The following is a 19,777-nucleotide window of genomic DNA, read 5'->3' on the forward strand; positions in this document are numbered from 1 at the left end:
CAGGCGTCGTCGTCGCTATCGGTCCGGCGAGCCGAAGGCCAGCATCAGGCCTTCGTGCAGCTTGGAGTTCTCGCTGCGGCCGAAATGCTTGGGCAGGTCTTCGTTTTCGAGGCTCGGCGCAAACGCCCTGAGCTTCGCGGCGAAGCGCCGGGCCTCAGTGGGTTGGTTGGCCAGCGCGTATGCCGCCACGAGGCCCGCCCAGCTTCGCGGATAGTGGGGGTTGATCGCGATCGAGCGCTCGAACGTCGTGATCGCCTCGCGATACTTGCCGAGCTCGAGTTCCGCATTGCCTGCGAACTCAAGCCAGACCGGCATGATCGGGTCGCGCGGACTTAGCAGCATCGCATAGCGGACGTGTTCGAGCCCCTCGGAGACTTTCCCGGAACGGATCAGGCCGTTGCCGATCTGGGCGTGCGCACTGGCGTCGCTGGGATCGATCCTGATCGCTCGCTCCAGATGTTCCAGCGCTTCCGGCAATGCGGGCAGCCGATTGAGTGCGAGGGCCAGATAGAAATGGGCCTGGCTCGACTCGGGGTCGCGTACCAGCACCTGACGCAGGATTTCCTCCGCCTTGCTGCGATGGCCGCCCGGATCGGTATCGAGAACCTGAGCCCCCATCCGGGCGTGATAGGCGCCGATGCCAAGTTGAGCGGAAAGATTTTTCGGATCGTGCTCCAGCGCCTTGTTGAACAGTGCGAGCGCCTCCTTGTACCCTTCGAGATTGACCTGCGACAGCGCAGCCCAGCCGCGATAGGCGAACGCATCGGCGTCGAAATCATTCGACAGCCGCTGGCTTTCGATCGGAAGAACTTCAAACTGAAGCTCACGCGCCAACCGGCTGACGATTTCGTCCCGGACGCCCTGCCGGTCGGCCCCGTGACGCTCGACACGGCCGCTCCACACCGAGAGGCGGGTGGCCGGGTTGATCAGTTCGACGTTGACCCGAAGATTGTCATCCTGAATCCGGACGCTGCCTTCCAGCACATATCTTACCTGCAGTTCGGTGCCGAGCTTGGCCACGTCGATGACCTGACCCTGGTAGCTGCGCGCCGTCTGGCGCGAGATGACCCGGAACGAGGGAACACGCGACAACGTATTGGTCAGATCGTCCGTCAGCATGTCGGCGATCAACTGACCCGGCTCATCGGCGCCGCCCGGGCTTGCGAACGGCAACACCACAATCGGGATAATGCCCTTCCGCAGTTGTGTTTCATGAGCGAGCGCCGGCGAGCGCCAGGGGTCATGCGGGGCGCCGAGCGCCGTGGATGATTGGAACGAAGTCCACGGGCCGAGTCTCAAAATGGTGTGCAAGGGCTCCGAAGCGAAAGTTGCCGCAGCTCCCAGAATCCCGGCTAGGGCTAACCCTGCCAAGGTCATCCCGTCAGGGCGTCGCGTCAGAAAGTTCCATCGTGGCGCGACAGGCAAAATCACCGGCCCGATAGCGGTACTGCCGTCGGTAAGCGGCCGGCGGCGGTCATGTTGAACATCTTGCAACGGTCGTTGGACCACAGGCGCATCGCTGCTCCGGAGACTCTCGAGCATGGCCCGGGTTTCTCGTTCGGGCGCGACCCCGAGTTCGCGCTGAAGCATACCTGCAAAACTACCAGCCCGCGACAACGCTTCGTTCTTGCCACGGTAGCGGGCGTACAAGGCGATCGCGAGCCGATGCCAATCTTCTCGCAGCGGATCGAGCGCTATCAACTGGTCGATGGCCGCCAGCGCCTGGTTCGGTTCAATCGCCAGATCCGGGCGCCGCACGAAGGTTTCGCAGAGCTGCGCGGCCGCGTGCTGCAGGCGCGTTCGCTGCGCGCTGACCCACTCTTCGAAAGACTCTTCTTCAAGGATGAATCCGGAGAGAAAGTCGCCGGTGAGCAACCGGGCCGCACGCTCGAGGTCTTCCGCATTCTGCGAGCCAGCAAACGATGCAAACTCCCGGGCATCGATCGACCACGATGCCGGATCGAGCCGCACGATCTTGGTGTCGGTCATGAAAGCGGACGTCGGAAGTTCCTTGCGTAACAAGGTCAGCGCCTGCCGCAGGCTCTGCCGCGCTTGCCGATCGGAGCAACCGCCCCACAGCAACGCCGCGAGTTCCTCGCGGCTTGCCGCATAATCGCTGCTCATCCCGAGATAGGCCAGCAGAGCCCGGGTCTTTTTCGTCGCGAGCTGGATTGGCTTGGACTCGTCATCCGAAGCGGCGACGCCGAACCGGCCGAGCAAACGCAGACGCATTACAGGCAATGTCATTGGTGACTTTGCATCAAGGTGGCTTCGGAGCATCAAAGGCGGCTACGGATCGAAATGATCAATTATTTTTAGGCTGCTTCGCCGCTTTCGACGGACCGCCTGTAATTTTCGGCCTGATCCTACGAAGTGTACCTTCCGGAGCAAGCTTATATTTAACAGATGGTTAGTAATTTCACGTTTTTTTTGCGCTCCTATAACGCCGCGTCAGCAGACTCACTCCCGTATCTGAATTCAGGAACTCATTTCGGGAGAAAAAAAACATGGCAAATTCGGCGGCAATCATCGGCACACCGACGGTCAGCGACGTCACCGAAGACACGAATTTGCAGGTTTTGATCGCTGCTGGGGTGATTTCCATCACCGATGCCAACGCGGGCCAGGCCGCATTCAGGACGACGGTCAACTCGGCATCCGGCAATCTCGGCTCATTAACGATCGCCGCAAATGGATCCTACACCTACTCGGTTGCCGACAGCGCCGTGCAATATTTGGGCGCCGGCGATACCAAAATCGACACCTTCACGGTGACGTCGCTCGACGGTACAACTAAAAAGATAAGTTTTACGATCCACGGCGTTAACGATGCGGCCGTGATCGGCACGCCGACGGTGCACGACGTCACCGAGGATGCGACCAAGCCTTTCCTCACCGCGAGCGGTTCCATCTCGATTTCGGACGTCGATCAGGGGGAGGCCTCGTTCAAGACGTCGGTGATTCCGGCCGCTGGCAATCTCGGAACCCTGACGCTCGCGGCCAACGGATCGTACAGCTATTCGGTCGCCAATAGCGCCATGCAATATCTCGGCGCCGGCGACACCAAAATCGACACCTTCACGGTGACGTCGCTCGACGGCACAACCAAACAGATCAGTTTTACCATCCACGGCGTCAACGATGCGGCCGTGATCGGCACGCCGACCGTGCACGACGTGATCGAAGATGCCACCCAGCCGTTTTTGACTGCAATCGGCACGATCTCGATCACGGATGCGGATCAGGGCCAGGCCGCGTTTCAGACTTCGGTGATTTCAGCCGCCGGCGATCTCGGGAGCCTGACGATTGCGGCCAATGGATCCTACACCTACTCGGTGGCTAATAGCGCCGTGCAATATTTGGGGGCCGGCGATACCAAGATCGACACCTTCACGGTGACGTCGCTCGACGGTACAACTAAAAAGGTAAGTTTCACGATCCACGGCGTTAACGATGCGGCCGTGATCGGCACGCCGACCGTGCACGATGTGACCGAGGATGCGACCAAGCCTTCCCTCACTGCGAGCGGCTCCATCTCGATTTCGGACGTCGATCAGGGTCAAGCCTCGTTCAAGACATCCGTGATTTCGGCCGCTGGCAATCTCGGAATACTGACGCTCGCAACCAACGGCTCGTACAGCTATTCGGTCGCCAATCGCGCCGTGCAATATCTCGGCGCCGGCGACACCAAAATCGACACCTTCACGGTGACGTCGCTCGACGGCACAACCAAACAGATCAGTTTTACCATCCACGGCGTCAACGATGCGGCCGTGATCGGCACGCCGACCGTGCATGACGTGACCGAAGACGCCACCCAGCCGTTTTTGACTGCAAACGGCACGATCTCGATCTCGGACGTCGATCAGGGGCAAGCCGCGTTCCAGGCCGCAGTCGTTTCGGCCGTCGGCAATTTGGGAACGCTGACGCTGGCCGCGAACGGCAGCTACAGCTATTCGGTCGCCAACAGCCTTACCCAATATCTCGGCGCCACCGACACCAAGACGGATACATTCACCATTGCCTCGGTCGACGGCACCACCAAACAGGTGACCTTCACGATTCATGGCGTCAACGACGCCGCTGTCATCGGCACGCCGACGGTCCATGACGTCACCGCCGATCCCAGTCTGGTGACGCTGACGGCGACCGGCTCGATCTCGATCACCGATGTCGATCAGGGGCAGGCCTCCTTCAAGACGTCGGTGATATCGGCGGCCGGCAATCTCGGCCAACTCACGCTCGCGAGCAATGGCAGCTATTCCTATACCGTGGCGGAAAGCGCCGCGGCGCAACTGGGCACCGGCGGCACCAAGGTCGACACGTTTACGGTCACCTCGTTCGACGGCACGACCAAACAGGTCACCTTCACGATCCATGGCCCGGGCACGACCAATCACCCGGCGACCATCGGTGATCCGACCGTCCACGATGTGACGGAAGATACGTCCATTGACAGCTCCGGAAACCTGGCGGCCGTCGGCAGCATTTCGATTTCGGATCCCGACGCGGGGCAGGCCGCTTTCCAGACGACGACGACAGCCACCGCCGGGAATCTTGGCGCGCTCGCGCTCGCCAGCAACGGCAACTACACCTATACGGTCGCCAACAGTGCCGTGCAGTATCTCGGAACAAGCGATACCAAGGTCGATACCTTCACCGTCACGTCAGTAGACGGCACGACCAAGCTGATCTCCTTCACGATCCACGGCACCAACGATGCCGCCGTCATCACCGGCACCAGCACGGCAAATCTGACCGAAACCAATGCGGTGCTGACCGCGAGCGGCGCGCTGAGCGCCACCGATGTGGATAGCCCCAATACGTTTGTCGCGCAGACCAATATCGCCGGCAGCAACAATTACGGTCACTTCAGCATTGGCGCCGACGGCGCCTGGACCTACAGCACCGACACCGCGCACGACGCGTTTGTCGGCGGCATCACCTATACCGACAGCCTCACGGTGACGACTGCGGACGGCACCCCGCAGGTCATCACGGTCAACATCCTCGGCACCAATGATGCGGCCGTGATTGGCCAGCCGTCGCTGGCCGACGTGACCGAAGATGTCTCGGTCGACAGTTCCGGAAACCTGACCGCATCAGGATCGATTTCGATCTCCGATGTCGATAGTGCGGCTACGTTCCAGGCCGGCGCAACCGGAGCGGCTGGAAATCTCGGGGCGCTCGCGTTCGCCGCCAACGGCACCTACACCTATACGCTCGCCGACAGCCTCACGCAGTATCTCGGCGCCAACGATACCAAGACCGACACCTTTGCGGTGACGGCGACGGACGGCACGACCAAGCAGGTGAGTTTTAACATCCACGGCGCGCAGGATGCTCCGACCTTGACCGTCGGAACGTCGGCGTCCGGCATGGACAACGCCAATATTTCCCTGACCGTGTCGGCCGGTCTGATCGATACCAGCAACGCGCTGACAATCGCCATCCAGAATGTGCCGTCGGGCTTCACGTTGAACCATGGTACGGTATCGGATGATGGGTCGACCTGGCTCCTGACAAAGGCAGATCTCACGGGATTGGCCCTCCAACCCGTTGGTGGCATCGCCAAGCCGGGAAACTTCAGCCTCCACATCGTTGCATCCTCGGGCGACGGCACGCACACGGCCTCGACCAGCGCGGACATCGCTGTCACCGTTACTGCAAATCCGAACGAGTTCAACGGCCTCGCGCTGGACGGCTATATCGCCGGCGCCACGGTCTTCGCTGATGCCAACAATAACGGCATTCTCGATCTCGGCGAGGCGCACACGACCACCAATGCCGATGGCAGCTTTACCCTCAATGGAGGAAGCGGCCCGCTCGTCATGTTCGGCGGCACCGATATTTCCACCAACCTGAGTTTCAATGGCGTGTTGAAGGCGCCCGAGGGATCGACTGTCGTCACGCCGTTGACGACGCTGATCGTGGCGATAACCACGGCCGATCACACGGTTTCGTCTGCCGATGCCGCAATTCAGGTGTCGGCAGCGTTCGGCCTCGATCCTACCAAGGATCTCACGACGTTTGATCCGGTATCCGCAGCCGTTTCGGGCGGCACGGACGCCGCCGCAGCAAGCGCTATCCTCTCGGCGGGAATCCAGGTTCAGAGCACGGTCGCTCAGGTCTCCGCGGTGGGAGGCTCGGCAGCCTCGGTCTTCACCGCGATAGCCAACACCGTCACGACCAGTGCGAGCAGTTCCACCACCGTCGATCTCAGCGCGTCGTCCACGGTCCATGACATCGTTTCGAATTCGGGCGTCAGCGCAGACGCGGCCTCGGCGGTAGAGGCCGTCGTTTCCGCCGCGAACGGAAGCATCCAGTCCGCGGGCGCCGACGTGACCGCACTGGCGCAGGCCGCCGTCGTGGCCCAGGGCGCCGCGACAACGCAGTTGGCCAACACCGACTTCACCGATACGGCCCAGGTTGCGGCGCTGCAGCAGAATTATGTCACCGATCTCGGTACACAGGTATCCAATGCGGTTGTCGGCGTCACCGGCCTCGCGCTCGTGGGCACGCTGGGGGCCGATGTCCTGACCGGCGGGGCCGGCAACGATGCCATCGACGGCCTGGACGGTAACGATACGATCAGCGGCGGTGGCGGCAACGATCAACTCTATGGCGGCATCGGGAACGACACCCTGACCGGTGGCGCCGGCGACGATCGCATCGATGGCGGCGCAGGCTTTGACCGCGCAAGCTACGCGGACGCGGCTGCCGGTGTCACTATTGACCTGACGGCAGGAACAGTGCACGGCACCGCGGCAAATGACGTCGCCAACGTCGGCAACGACACCCTGGTGTCGATCGAAGCGGTGACCGGCAGCGCCTTTGCCGACAGCTACAACGCAGCGGGATTTACCGGATCGACGGGTCTGCCCGGCAGGCCGGTCGGGTTCAACGAATTCGAGGGCGGCGGCGGCGACGACACCATCATCGGCATGGTCAATGCGTCCGGAGAAATCCTCACTCGAATTTCATATGTCAGCGCAGCTGCGGCCGTGACGGTGGACATTGCCGCCGGTACGGCGCACGGAACCGCGGCAGGCGATGCCGCCAATGTCGGCAACGACACCTTCACCAATGTCAACGCTATCGTTGGATCGGCGTATGACGACACGCTGCTCGGCAGCAACAATCCGAACGGCACGTATGAACAGTTTGACGGCCGCGCCGGCAACGATCTGATCGACGGCCGGGGAGGTTACGATTTCGCGACCTACAACAACGATCCGAACACGACGTCGGGGATTACCGTCCATCTCGCGGCGGGCACCGTTACCGGCGATGCGACGGTAGGCACCGATACGCTACGTTCGGTCGAGGCCGTACGCGGCACCAATTTCGCCGACGTCTATGACGCAACTGGCTTCAGCGCGACCAGCACCAACGCGGGCTCTTTCAATACCTTCAATAACTTCGACGGGCAGGGTGGTAACGACACCATCATTGGCAACGGCAACACCCGGATTCAATATTCGAATTCCGCTGCTGCCGTAACGGTCGATATCGCCGCCGGTACCGCGCACGGAACGGCGGCGGGCGACGTTGCCCAGGTCGGCACCGACACCTTCTCGGGTGTCAACGCCGTTATGGGCTCGATGTTCGACGACACCCTGCTGGGAAGCAACGGCAATGAAAACTTCATGGGCCTGGCCGGCAACGATTACATCGACGGCCGCGGTGGCTTCGACGTCGTGCAGTACAGCAACCTGACCTATACGACCGGCGCGATCAGCGTCGACATGGCCTCGGGGACCGTGACCGGTGATGCCTCCATCGGCACGGACACCCTGAGGTCGATCGAGGGCGTCCAGGGCACGATCTTCAACGACACCTATGTGGCAACCAACTTCGGCGCCACCGGCTTCCTGAACACGTCCACCAACAACGTCGGAAACAACGGCACCTTCAACCAGTTCGAAGGTCTGGCGGGCAACGACAGCATCACCGGCAACGGCAACACCCGCATCATTTATTCCAGCGCGGCCGGCGGGGTGACGATCAACCTGCAGGCCGGTACGGCCAGCGGCGATGCCTCGGTCGGAACCGACACGTATGTCGGCGTCAACAGCGCCACCGGCAGCAATTTCAATGATACCTACAATGCCGCCGGCTTTACCGGGATCACCTCGGCGGGTTCGTTCGGCACCTTCAACCTGTTCGAAGGCCTGGGCGGCAACGACACCATTACCGGCAACGGCAGCACCCGGATCGCGTACTCGCAGGCGGCGGCGGGCGTTACCGTCGATCTGTCGGGCGCGACGGGCACGGCGCACGGAACAGCCGCTGGAGACGTCGCCAATGTCGGTATCGACACCATCATCGGCGGGGTGAACAGCGTTCTGGGCTCCAACTTCGCCGATCTGATCATCGGCGGCTCGGCGGCTGAGACCTTGTTCGGCGGAGCCGGTAACGACACGATCAATGGCGGCGGCGGCAACGACAACATCACGGGCGGTGCCGGCAACGATACCATCGACGGCGGCGCCGGAACCGACGTGGCCGTGTTTGGCGGCCCGCGCTCCGCTTACACTATCTCGGGTACCGGAACGGTGACCGTAACCGACACCCGGACGGCGACGGCGTCGCTGACCCCTGACGGCACCGACACCCTGACCAACGTCGAAGTCCTGCAATTCAGCGACCAGCTCGTGCTCGGCGCGTCCGGGTCGGCCGCCAATCCGGTCGACGTCTCCGGAATGTTCTTCAGTGCCGGTCCGCTGACGGGCACCTCTGGCGACGACTACCTGACCATCGGCTTCTCGATGTTCAACCGCGCGATCGATCTAGGGGCGGGCAACAACACGGTCACCATCGGCGTCGGCGGCGGCAACCTCAACCTGACCAACGTGCAGCACCTGGTCGGCAGCGGCAACGACGACTTTGTCAGCCTGGTGCACAACGTCAACGGCTTGACCATCGATCTCGGGGGCGGCGGCAACGACAACGTAAATCTTGCCAATGGCGTCAACTCGGTCAGCGTCACCAACGTCGAGAACCTCGGCGCGAGCGACTTCTCGGGCCCGGCGTCAAACGACACGCTGACGATTCTGAACAATGTCAGCGGTATCAACGTGAACCTCGGCCAGGGCATCAATACGCTGAATTTGGCAGCCGGTACGAACTCGTTCGCCAATATCTACAATGTCGACACCATCCACGGCAGCTCGACCGACGATACGCTGACTGACACGTCGGTGGGATTTGGTTCACCGAACAACGATATGGTCGTCGACCTCGGCGACGGCAACGACACGCTGACCCTCAGCGCAAATTACGCCAGCTTTACCCTGCTCAACACCGAGCATTTGGTGGGCAATGCGCAAGACAATTACTTTGTTCTGAACAGCGACGTCAGCGGCCTCGCGGTCGATCTCGGCGCAGGCAACGATACGGTCAACCTCGCGAGCGGAACGAACTCCGTCAGCGTGACCAACGTCGAGTACATCGACACGCAGGACGGCATCATCAGCAACCCGGCGTCCAACGACGTGTTGACGCTTCTCAACGACGTTTCCGGACTGACGGTCAACCTGCAGCAGGGCAGCAACACGCTCAATCTCGCCGCGGGCACCAACTCGCTGACGACCTACAACGTCCAGACCATCAACGGGAGCGCCTCGGACGATTCGCTCACCCTGCAGAACTCGAATTACAATGTCTCGATCGATCTTGGCGCCGGCAACGATACGCTGACGCTGGCGGACGGCTTCAATAACGTCACCGTCAAGAACATCGAGAATGTGATCGGCGGCAATGGCAACGACAACATCAACATCGCGGACCTGAGCGGGACGGTTACCGTCACCGGCGGCCTTGGCAACGACTTCATCAGTCTGGGTGGGTCCCAGGATAATGTCCGATTCACCAAGGTCGCAGACTCGGCGGCCGGCGGGGGCGCCGACACCGTCGCGAACTTCGATGTCGCGAACGATGCCTTCGTGTTCGACCACGTTGGCGGGCTTGCCACCGCCATTCATTTCGTCAGCAGCGGCACGTTGGATGGGACGGCGGCCAATCCGCAATCCGAAGCGATCCTGAACGGAAATCTGCTGCAGATCGACGTCAACGGCGACGGACAAATCGGTGCCGGCGACATGGAAGTCTATATCAACGGCATCAATGGTACGTTGACCGATGCCAACTTCGTCACCGTCGGTGTCGATCACCGGCCGACGGATATCCAGCTTTCGGCGGCGACGGTGGCCGAAAACAGCAGCAACGGCCTGGTGGTGGGTACGCTGTCGGCGACCGACCCGGACGTCGGCGATACCGCAACCTTCAGCCTGACCGACAGCGCAGGCGGCCGGTTTGCGATCAGCGGCAGCAACCTCGTCGTCAATGGTCCGATCGACTACGAGACCACCCAATCGCTGCAGGTGACGGTCCGGGTGACCGACTCCGGCGGATTGAGCTACGACAAGATCTTCACGATTGGCGTCATCGACGTCAACGAAGCGCCGACTGCCGTGGTGCTGTCGAACCAGCTCACGTCAACGCCGGAAAACGGCGGCGACGTCAAGGTTGCCGACATCGCCATCACCGACGACGCGCTCGGTACCAACACCCTGTCGCTGTCTGGAGCCGACGCAGCCTTCTTCTCGATCGTGACCGGCATCAATGGACCGGAACTGCACTTCAACGGTGGCGCCAATTTCGAGGCAAAGGCTGCATATGACGTAACCGTCAACGCCAACGATACCACGGCCAGCAACCATGCCGCACCGGACGCATCGCAGAGTTTCCATCTCACCATCGCCGACCTCAATGAGGCGCCGACGATCACCTCCGGCACGGCCGCAAGCGTCGCGGAGAACGCGCCGACCAATACGGTCGTGTACCAGGCTGTTGCCAGCGATCCCGATACAACCGCGCCGAACAATACCATCACCTGGAGTCTGACCGGCGCCGACGCGGCAGCCTTCAACATCAATGCCAGCGGTAGCGTCACGTTGAACAGTCCGGCGAACTACGAGGCGAAGAACTCCTACAGCATCAACGTCATCGCAACCGACGGCGGAGCTCTGTTCGACAGCAAGGCCGTGACCGTCAGCATCATCGACGTCAACGAGGCGCCGACGGCGGTCGTGCTGTCGGGGCAGGTGACTTCCACGACGGAGAACGGCGGCGACATCAAGGTCGCCGATATCGCCGTCACCGACGACGCGCTCGGCAGCAACGTACTTTCGCTGTCCGGAGCCGATGCGGCCGCGTTCTCGATCGTGACCGGCGCCGGCGGCGCGGAACTGCATTTCAACGGCGGGGCGAATTTCGAGGCCAAGACGTCCTACGACGTGACGGTGAACGTCAACGACGTCACCGCCAGCAATCATGTCGCACCCGACGCGTCGCAGAATTTCCATCTCGCTATCACCAACGTCAACGAAGCGCCGACCGACATATTGCTGTCCGCAAATGCGATCGGACAAAGCACTGCCAACGGTACCGTCATCGGCGTCCTCTCGGCCGTCGATCCCGACGCCGGCGATACTGCGACGTTCTCGCTGATCAACGACGCCGGCGGCCAGTTCACGCTCAGCGGCAACAATCTCGTGGTCGCGGGATCGCTGACGGCCGGAGCGCAGCAGATTGTCGTGCGCGACACCGACTCGGGCGGCTTGACCTTCGACAAGACCCTCACGATCAACGTGAGCACCGGTGCTACGATCGTCGGCGACGCGGGTAACAACATTCTGGTCGGCACAGCCGGTGATGACCTCATCCAGGGTCTGGGCGGCAACGACAAGCTGCAGGGCATGGCGGGCAATGATACGCTCGACGGCGGTCAGGGCTTCGATCGCGCGATCTATACCGACGCGACATCCGGTATCACCGTCAACCTTGCGGCGGGGACCGTCACCGGTGGATCCGGCTCGGATACGCTTGTTAACGTCGAGGGCATCGTCGGCAGCGATTTCGCCGATACCATCAACACCGCCGGCTTTACCGGCGATAGCGGCATCGCTGGGAACCCGCTCGGCCTCAACGAGATTGAGGGCCGCGGCGGCAACGATACCATCACCAGCGACGTCAACAGCCAGGGCGCACTGCTGACGCGGGTTTCCTATGTCAGTGCGGCGGCGGCCGTCACTGTCGACCTCGCCGCCGGTACCGCGCAAGGCACTGCGGCCGGCGATGTTGCCCAGGTCGGCACCGACACCCTTGTCGGTTCCGGATTCTCGACCGTCATCGGGTCGGCCTATGACGATACCTTGCTCGGCACCAACAATGCTGCCGGCACCGTCGAGATCTTCGACGGCCGGGGAGGTAACGACACGCTCAACGGCAGGGGCGGCTTCGATCGCGCCGACTATGCCCTCGACCCCGCGACAATTTCCGGCATCACGGTGAACATGGCGGCCGGAACCGTCGTCGGCGACCGGCAAACGCTCGGTGACACGACGATTGGTAGCGATACGCTGATTTCCATTGAATCCGTTCGCGGCACGAATTTCGCGGATAGTTACACTGCAAGTGGATTCAATGGCACCAGCGGTGCCAATCAGGGCTCGAACGGTAGCTTCAATGAATTCAACGGGATGGGCGGCAACGACACCATCATTGGCAACGGCAACACCCGGCTCTCCTTTGTCAACGCAACGGGTGCTGTCACGGTCGACCTGGCTGCGGGAACCGACTCGGGCGACGCATCGACCGGCAACGACACCTTCAGCGGCGTCAATGCCATCCAGGCGTCGATGTACAACGACACCTTGCTTGGCGCTGCAACCAACGACACCATCGCCGGCCTCGGAGGCAATGACTTTATCGACGGCCGCGGCGGCTTCGATCTTGCGACCTACAACAATATCTATTTTTCCACCGGGCCCGTGACCGTGAATATGGGGGCGGGTACCGCAACCGGTGATGCATCGATCGGCTCCGACACGCTGCGCTCGATCGAGGCGATCCAGGGCACCAACTTCAACGACGTATACAATGCCAGCACGTTCGGTACTGCAGGCGCGTTCAATATCGGGAACAACGGTACCTTCAACCAGTTTGAAGGTCTTGGGGGCAACGATACCATTACCGGCAATGGCAACACCCGCGTCATCTACTCCAACGCGACCGGAGGCGTGACCATCAACATGCAGGCCGGGACAGCCACAGGCGACGCCTCGGTCGGGACCGATACCTTTACCGGTGTCAACAGCGCCACCGGGTCGTCGTTTGCGGATACCTACAACGCCGCCGGTTTCGTCGGCGGGTTCAACCTGTTCGAAGGTCTCGCCGGAAACGACACCATCACCGGCAACGGCAATACCCGCATTGCCTATACGCAGGCCGCCGCCGCCGTCACGGTCGATCTGTCCGGGGCGACCGGCACTGCGCACGGTACGGCCGGTGGCGACGTCGCCGCGGTTGGAACCGACACCATTACCGGCGGTGTCAACAGCGTTCAGGGATCGAATTTCAACGACACCCTGATCGGCGGTGCGGGCAACGAACTGTTTTTCGGCGGAGGCGGCAACGACAGCATCAGCACCGGTGGCGGCAACGACCAGATTACCGGTCAGGCCGGCAACGACACTATCGATGGTGGCGCCGGTACCGACATAGCGTTCTACACCGGTCCGATGTCCGCCTACACCATCACGACGCCAGGGGCAGGGCAGACCCAGGTCGCTGACTCTGTATCCACGCGAGACGGAACCGACATCCTCACCAACGTCGAGGTCTTGCAGTTCAGCGACGCGGCGATGCTGTTGTCGTCGGGAGGTGCGGGAAGCCCGATCGATATCTCGGCCTTCAACCTGAACTTCAACACCCCGTTGACCGGAACCGGCAACGACGACTACCTGATGGTCGGAGGTAACATCTTCGGTCACCAGATCGATCTGGGGGCAGGGAACGACACCGTCATCCTCGCCAACGCTGGCGGCTACACGCTGAACCTGCTTCATGTCGAAAACCTGATCGGCAGCAGCGGCGACGATTTCGTCAGCCTCGTCAACGATGCGGCGGGCCTGGTCGTCGATCTCGGCGCGGGGACCAACGACAACCTCAACCTCGCCAATGGCGCGAATACGTTGAGCGTGACCAACGTCGAGAATGTAAATTCCTCGGACTTCTCCGGTGCTGCCTCAAACGACACGCTGACGCTCTCCAACGATGTCAGCGGTCTATCCGTCAATCTCCAGCAGGGCGACAACACGCTCAATCTGGCGGCCGGCATCAATTCGTTTACCTCGATCTTCAATGTCCAACACATCAATGGCACTGCGTCCGACGATACGTTGACGATAGGAACCGGGCTCTTCGAACCCGGCAATAATCCGATCGTCGATCTTGGCGCCGGAAACAACACGCTCAATTTCGGTGGAGGAACCCTGACGATTCTGAACGTTCAACACCTCATCGGCGACGGGTCGAACAATTTCATAACGTTCAACAATGACGTCAGCGGCGTCGCCGTTGATTTGGGTGGTGGTGCCGATCAACTCAATCTCGCCAACGGCACCAACTCTCTGAGCGTTGCCAACGTCGAAAATGTCAGCGCATCCGACTGGACCGGGGCAGCTTCCAACGACACGCTGACCTTGCTCGGCAACGTCAATGGCGGTTTGACCGTCAATCTTCAGCAGGGATCCAATACCCTCAACCTTGCGGCGGGCAGCAACACGTTCGACAATCTCTGGAACATCGATCACGTCAACGGCACGTTGTCGAACGATAGCTTGACGATACAAGGCAATGGTACCGGTGCTGCAATCGACCTCGGCAACGGAAACGACACGCTCAATCTCAACGGCGGATCGAACGGACTGGTCGTGGCCAATGTCGAAACGATCAACGGCAGTGCCAATTTCGACAACATCACGATCAGCAACGCTGTTGCGGGCAGCACGACCATCACGGCGGGTGCGGGCGCCGACAACATCATCGCCAGCGCCGGACAGGACAACTTCCGCTTCGTCAGCGTGGCGGATTCCACCATCAACGGCCAAAACGACACGATCGCGAACTTCGACGCCAGCCAAGACACCTTCACCTTCGCAGGGATCACCGTCGCCAACGGCCAGATCGATTATGTCGGAGCCGGCAGTTTCGAAGGTGCAGGTCACGCGTCGGCGACCCTGCAGAATGTCGGACCAGGCAACGACATGCTGAATATCGATATCGACGGCGACGGCGTGATGACCGCAGCCGATATGGTCGTCAATCTCACCAATCTCACGGGAACGCTGCATAGCTCCAACTTCCTGCTGGCGTAAGCCAGCTTGATGCCAGGAGAGCCGCGCCAGCCAGGGCGCGCCTCTCGCGCATTTGCGGTGCGCGCGGCGGCGGCCGGCGAACCTGCCGCGGCACGGCCGCGAGCGGTTCGCGCGCTGCCGCTGACCGCATGACTCTCACCTCCTTGACAATCCGAACGATGTTTGTCGTGTTCGTCCCGACTCCGTGAAAGGCAAACTGTCTGGTTTGGCTTCAGAAGCTATTCTTGAGGTGTTGAAGTGAAGGCGGTCTATACCGAACGGCATCGAAGCCATGATCCGCAGTTCTTTCTGGTGCGCGGCGTTATCAGGCGCACCACCGAACAGCCCGAGCGCGCCGACCGGCTGCTGAAGGGTCTTGCGGCCGGATCGCACGACATCATCGAACCGACCGCGTTCGGTAAGGGACCGCGGGCGAGGGTGCATAGCGCCGAATATCTCCGCTTTCTGGCGGAAGCCTGGGACCAATGGTTGGCACTTGGCGATGCCGGTCCGGAGATGATTGCCAATATCCATCCGGTGCGCCAGGCCGCGACCTATCCGACCAGCATCGTCGGCAAGCTCGGCTGGCACACGGCCGACACGGCCTGCCCGATCGGCCCGGGCACCTGGACCAGCGCCTGCGCGGCCACCGATGTCGCGGTCACCGCGGCACAGCTCGTGCTGGACGGCGAAGATGCCAGCTACGCGCTGTGCCGTCCGCCCGGCCATCACGCCTATGCCGACATGGCCGGCGGCTTCTGCTTCCTCAACAACACGGCGATTGCCGCAGCACACCTGCGGCTCGGGCACGAGCGCGTGGCAATCCTCGATGTCGACGTCCATCACGGCAATGGCACGCAGGGCATTTTCTATGCGAGACCCGACGTGCTGACGGTTTCCATCCATGCCGAGCCGGCGCATTTCTATCCGTTCGTGTGGGGTTACGCGCATGAACGGGGCGAGGGCGCCGGCCTCGGCGCCAATTTCAATATCCCGCTGCCGATCGGGACTGGCGACGACACCTATCTGACGGCGCTGGCGGACGCGAAGAAGACCATCGATGCGTTCGCGCCCGGCGCGCTGGTCGTGGCCCTCGGTCTCGACGCATCCGAACATGATCCGCTCAAGGGTCTTTCGATCACCACCAACGGTTTCAGCCAGATCGGCGCCGCCATCGCGCGGATCGGCCTGCCGACCGTCCTCGTTCAGGAGGGCGGCTATCTCTCCGATGTCCTTGGCGACAACCTCACGGCGTTCCTGGGTGGCTTCGAGGGAAAGAGGTAGGCGAGCACATTCCGTCATTGCGAGTCTGTAGCCCGGATGAGCGAAGCGATATCCGGGGCGGTGTTAGAGTGGTCCCGGATTTCGCTACGCTCATCCGGGCTACGAAATTGAATACGGTTTCGCATTCTCGCGGCGCGATGCGCCCGAAGTTTTGTGCTTGTAGCCATCTTGTAGAACTGGCGTTCGACCTTGGTTGGTCCCCTCCGGAACTTTTGGTTCCATCGGGCGTTCTCGTGCCATGTCGAAATTCCCTGTTGGAATCATCATTCTGGGAGTGTCCTGCCTGTTTCTGGCCACCGCGCCGTCGAGCACCGCTCAGGCGAGAGGCCTGCACATTCGGATTGGCGGCGGCCCCATCGGCATTGTGAGATCCGTTGCCTCGCTGGCTTTCCGAGGCCTGCATGGCCGGCGCGGCGAGCGCGTCAGAATGGCAAACCTCCATGACGAGGCCACCGGCGTGTTGTCGCGCGCCGATTTCACCCGCAGCGCCGACTGGGTCACGAAGCCGGTGGCGCGGGTGCAGGTCGGAGCCACCGCCGCGCTGGCGGGCTGGCACGGCCGCCGTGGCGCGAGCGGATGGTGGCAGCATGGTGATGGTGGGTATGGATGGGTGGGTCCGTTGTTCTGGCCGTTCGCCTATTACGACATCTACGACTACACGCTCTGGGGCGACGGCATCGGCTTCTGGGGCTATGGCTACCGCGATATCTACGCCGCGATATTCACGCCCTATGGCGACGAGGACCTCACCCGCTACATGGTGTCCCCGCGCAGCCGGCGGCATGGCGGGCTCCCTTCGCTCGCACAAATCTGTGGCGATGACGCAAGCGAGTTTGCCGGTCTGCCGATCAAAGAGATCAGGCAGGCTATCGTACTGAGCGAGGAGCGGAGCGCGGCGCTAGACGACCTTGCTAACGCGTCAGTCGAGGCCGCCCAGATCATCCGCGCGGCCTGCCCGGCCGAGGTCGCGTTAACGCCGTCTGGCAGACTCGCCGTGATGCAACAGCGCCTGGAGGTGATGAAATCCGCGATCGCACGTGTAACGACGCCATTCGAGACATTCTACGAGCTGTTGGACGACGACCAGAAGGGGAAGCTCGCCGAGTTGTCCGGTCAGCGCGCACCATTTGCGCCCAAGGTTCCGGCCACTCAGAGCTGCACGCCGCCCGAGGTGCTACAATGGCCCGGCAGCGAGATCGAGGCGAGGCTGCATCTGAACGACTTACAGCGTGAGGGGCTGGACGCGCTTCAGCGGATGAGCGCGCTCGCCAGGAACACGCTGAATTTCAATTGCCGGCCGGATGAGAACCTCAATCCGCCCGACCGGCTTGCGACAGCCGATACAAGGCTCGACGCCATGCTGGACGCGGTCAAACTGTTGCGGCCGGCCCTCGACGATTTCTTGGCAACGCTGAGCGACGAGCAAAAGGCTCAATTCAAGACCATCGGGGCAAAGCGCACGAGCTGACGGATCAGCCGGCCGGGGACTAGTGGTCCGATTCCGATATTCACGTCCCGCCCCACAAGGATCGTATGGCAAGAATTGTGCGCCGGCCGATGCGGTTCACTCCAGAACCTCATATTCGAACGCAATGCCTTCCGGGTCGTTTTGCTCGAGCCATGTCTCGGCGGCGTCCTCGCTCGCGAAGACTTTCAGATGATCCTTGTCGCCAACCTGCTTTCTGGTGTCGACGTAGACCCAAACTGTCATTGTCTTTGCTCCAAAAGTGTCAGACGCTTACGAGCTGATAACCGCTGCCCTTGCAATCCGAGCATTCATCCCGGGCGGAAGGTGGTCAATTTCTATCTGAACGCAAAAAGAGTGGCAGGTCGTCGGCCTCTTCATTGGCCGGAAAGCCCGTATCGGGTTCGGGGATTTTGTATGTCTTACGTTCCAGGCGCGCCCATTGCGTCGCCTGGCGATAGTCACGGCAGCGGAGAATCATTTCCTGGTCCCGAACGACAACCACGACGTCACAGATCGGAGAATCCGGATAACTCCGGATCGTAACTGCCGGCGGAGCCCATTTGCCGGTCATCGCAACATCTTTCTTTGCCCGAAAGCATTTCCCGGCTGGATGAGACGGGGCTGTAACGGCCGGGCGGCTTCACGGAGCGCGGTCCCTGAGTTATCGACTCAAACTAGCCTGAGAAGATTCGTTCCACCCGCCAGGGCGCAATTTGCCTAGAGTTTTGTCGGCTGCTGGTCTCAGGAGGCGTTGGCGTTGGGCACACCATGCCACCCGGCGTCATCTGGGTGCATCCGGACGAGGAGCGGTGAGGCGCTGGTTCACGCCGGCGGGTTTTTTTTGGGGCGGTATCGCAACCAAATAGGTTTGCGAAGGTTCGTGATTCGGAGGTGACGATTTATAGGAGGCGCATCCATGTGCGATTATAGCTTACATGCGGTTGCGACACGTCCCGCTGAGGTCGCGGAAACGTTGGTTTCGACCAACTTTTCTACAGGGACTCACGGCTTTGCGAGCCCTGACGATCCGAAAGTCGCGGTCTGCCTTCGTCCCGGGACCGAGATCGCATTCGAGAATGAGGTTGAAACTGGCGGCATGATGTTTCGCAAGAGCGTCGGCGATCGATTGGCGCGGTTTCGCCAAATAGCCCTCGACAAGCCATACCGACATCATGACGCGCTAGAATTCTCAAACGGTGCAATCGTTCTAGTCACCGACCTCACTGTCGGGCAAAGGGCTACGGTACTACAATTGCCTGCAAGCCCGATCGAGGAGAAGCCTCAGGTGCCCCAACCTGCAGCTCGGTATGAGACCGCCGACGTGTGATGGGCCTTTCGCCGCCGACTGAGACCCCGCCGGATCGGCGGCGGGGTGGTCAGTCATTCGGCATCCCTAGCTGGGCAGGCGATGAATCGATATCGAGGAACCCAACCGGAGTTCCAATTCTCGATAGTTTCACCGCACACGGCGCATTCAAAGCTGCTGATCTCGCGTGCCTCTGCAATGTGTTCGCTGCGGTCATAAACCGCGCCGCACTTACAAGTTCGATGGGTACCGATCATCGGACATCATCCCCGCCACATTCAAACTGAAATGGCCCCAGCGCGGACGTCACTGAGGCCGCTTGGGTCGGAACTCCCGACTGGGGAGGGGGCTCCCGGGGTGGTCTGCCAGCCGAGGTTCTTGCACTCGGGTGAGTTAGGTCAACTTGCTAAGTCACGAATGGTTCCAACAATCCCGATGATTCTCTCTTGAACCTTGGCCAGTACCGAAAGGGGATGGATTCTAAGTGTCGCAGAAAGCGCTCCAGAGGCCGATCAC

Annotated in this window: 7 protein-coding genes; 4 read left to right on the plus strand and 3 right to left on the minus strand. The window is 61.4% G+C overall.

Annotated features, from left to right (window positions below; genetic code table 11):
• Nucleotides 1-15: 15 nt before the first annotated feature.
• Nucleotides 16-2,247: a BTAD domain-containing putative transcriptional regulator gene (locus FFI89_RS17675; RefSeq protein ID WP_168212922.1), complete on the minus strand. Its 2,232-nt coding sequence runs from the start codon at nucleotides 2,245-2,247 to the stop codon at nucleotides 16-18.
• Nucleotides 2,248-2,507: 260 nt separating this feature from the next.
• On the opposite strand from FFI89_RS17675, the gene FFI89_RS17680 reads away from it, so the two are divergent.
• From FFI89_RS17680 to FFI89_RS17690, 3 genes are all read left to right on the plus strand, one after another.
• On the plus strand, nucleotides 2,508-15,224 hold the full coding sequence (locus tag FFI89_RS17680) for a VCBS domain-containing protein (protein ID WP_138838711.1): 12,717 nt from the start codon (nucleotides 2,508-2,510) through the stop codon (nucleotides 15,222-15,224).
• Nucleotides 15,225-15,461: 237 nt separating this feature from the next.
• Nucleotides 15,462-16,487, plus strand: a complete 1,026-nt coding sequence (locus FFI89_RS17685) for a histone deacetylase family protein (RefSeq protein WP_138838713.1) — start codon at nucleotides 15,462-15,464, stop codon at nucleotides 16,485-16,487.
• A gap of 238 nt (nucleotides 16,488-16,725) precedes the next feature.
• Entirely contained in the window at nucleotides 16,726-17,955 is a 1,230-nt protein-coding gene (locus tag FFI89_RS17690) for a Spy/CpxP family protein refolding chaperone (protein ID WP_138838715.1), read from the plus strand.
• A 96-nt stretch (nucleotides 17,956-18,051) separates the two neighbouring features.
• On the opposite strand, the gene FFI89_RS34385 is transcribed toward FFI89_RS17690, so the two are convergent.
• Both FFI89_RS34385 and FFI89_RS17695 read right to left on the minus strand, forming a co-directional pair.
• Nucleotides 18,052-18,198 carry a hypothetical protein gene (locus FFI89_RS34385; RefSeq protein ID WP_168212923.1) on the minus strand — a complete coding sequence of 49 codons (147 nt, stop codon included), beginning with the start codon at nucleotides 18,196-18,198 and terminating at the stop codon, nucleotides 18,052-18,054.
• Between the two features lie 85 nt (nucleotides 18,199-18,283).
• Entirely contained in the window at nucleotides 18,284-18,526 is a 243-nt protein-coding gene (locus tag FFI89_RS17695) for a hypothetical protein (protein ID WP_138838717.1), read from the minus strand.
• A gap of 345 nt (nucleotides 18,527-18,871) precedes the next feature.
• Between FFI89_RS17695 and FFI89_RS17700 the strand changes: the two genes are divergently transcribed.
• Nucleotides 18,872-19,282 (plus strand): hypothetical protein, encoded by a 411-nt coding sequence (locus FFI89_RS17700; RefSeq protein WP_138838719.1) that lies wholly within the window; start codon nucleotides 18,872-18,874, stop codon nucleotides 19,280-19,282.
• The last annotated feature ends 495 nt before the right edge of the window (nucleotides 19,283-19,777 follow it).

It is taken from the genome of Bradyrhizobium sp. KBS0727 (assembly GCF_005937885.2).
Taxonomy (GTDB): Bacteria; Pseudomonadota; Alphaproteobacteria; order Rhizobiales; family Xanthobacteraceae; genus Bradyrhizobium.

Coding starts and splice junctions, on each gene's coding strand:
- FFI89_RS17695 (WP_138838717.1), bottom strand. CDS start 18,526: ATGACCGGCAAATGGGCTCCGCCGGCAGTTACGATCCGGAGTTATCCG.
- FFI89_RS34385 (WP_168212923.1), bottom strand. CDS start 18,198: ATGACAGTTTGGGTCTACGTCGACACCAGAAAGCAGGTTGGCGACAAG.
- FFI89_RS17690 (WP_138838715.1), top strand. CDS start 16,726: ATGTCGAAATTCCCTGTTGGAATCATCATTCTGGGAGTGTCCTGCCTG.
- FFI89_RS17680 (WP_138838711.1), top strand. CDS start 2,508: ATGGCAAATTCGGCGGCAATCATCGGCACACCGACGGTCAGCGACGTC.
- FFI89_RS17675 (WP_168212922.1), bottom strand. CDS start 2,247: ATGACATTGCCTGTAATGCGTCTGCGTTTGCTCGGCCGGTTCGGCGTC.
- FFI89_RS17700 (WP_138838719.1), top strand. CDS start 18,872: ATGTGCGATTATAGCTTACATGCGGTTGCGACACGTCCCGCTGAGGTC.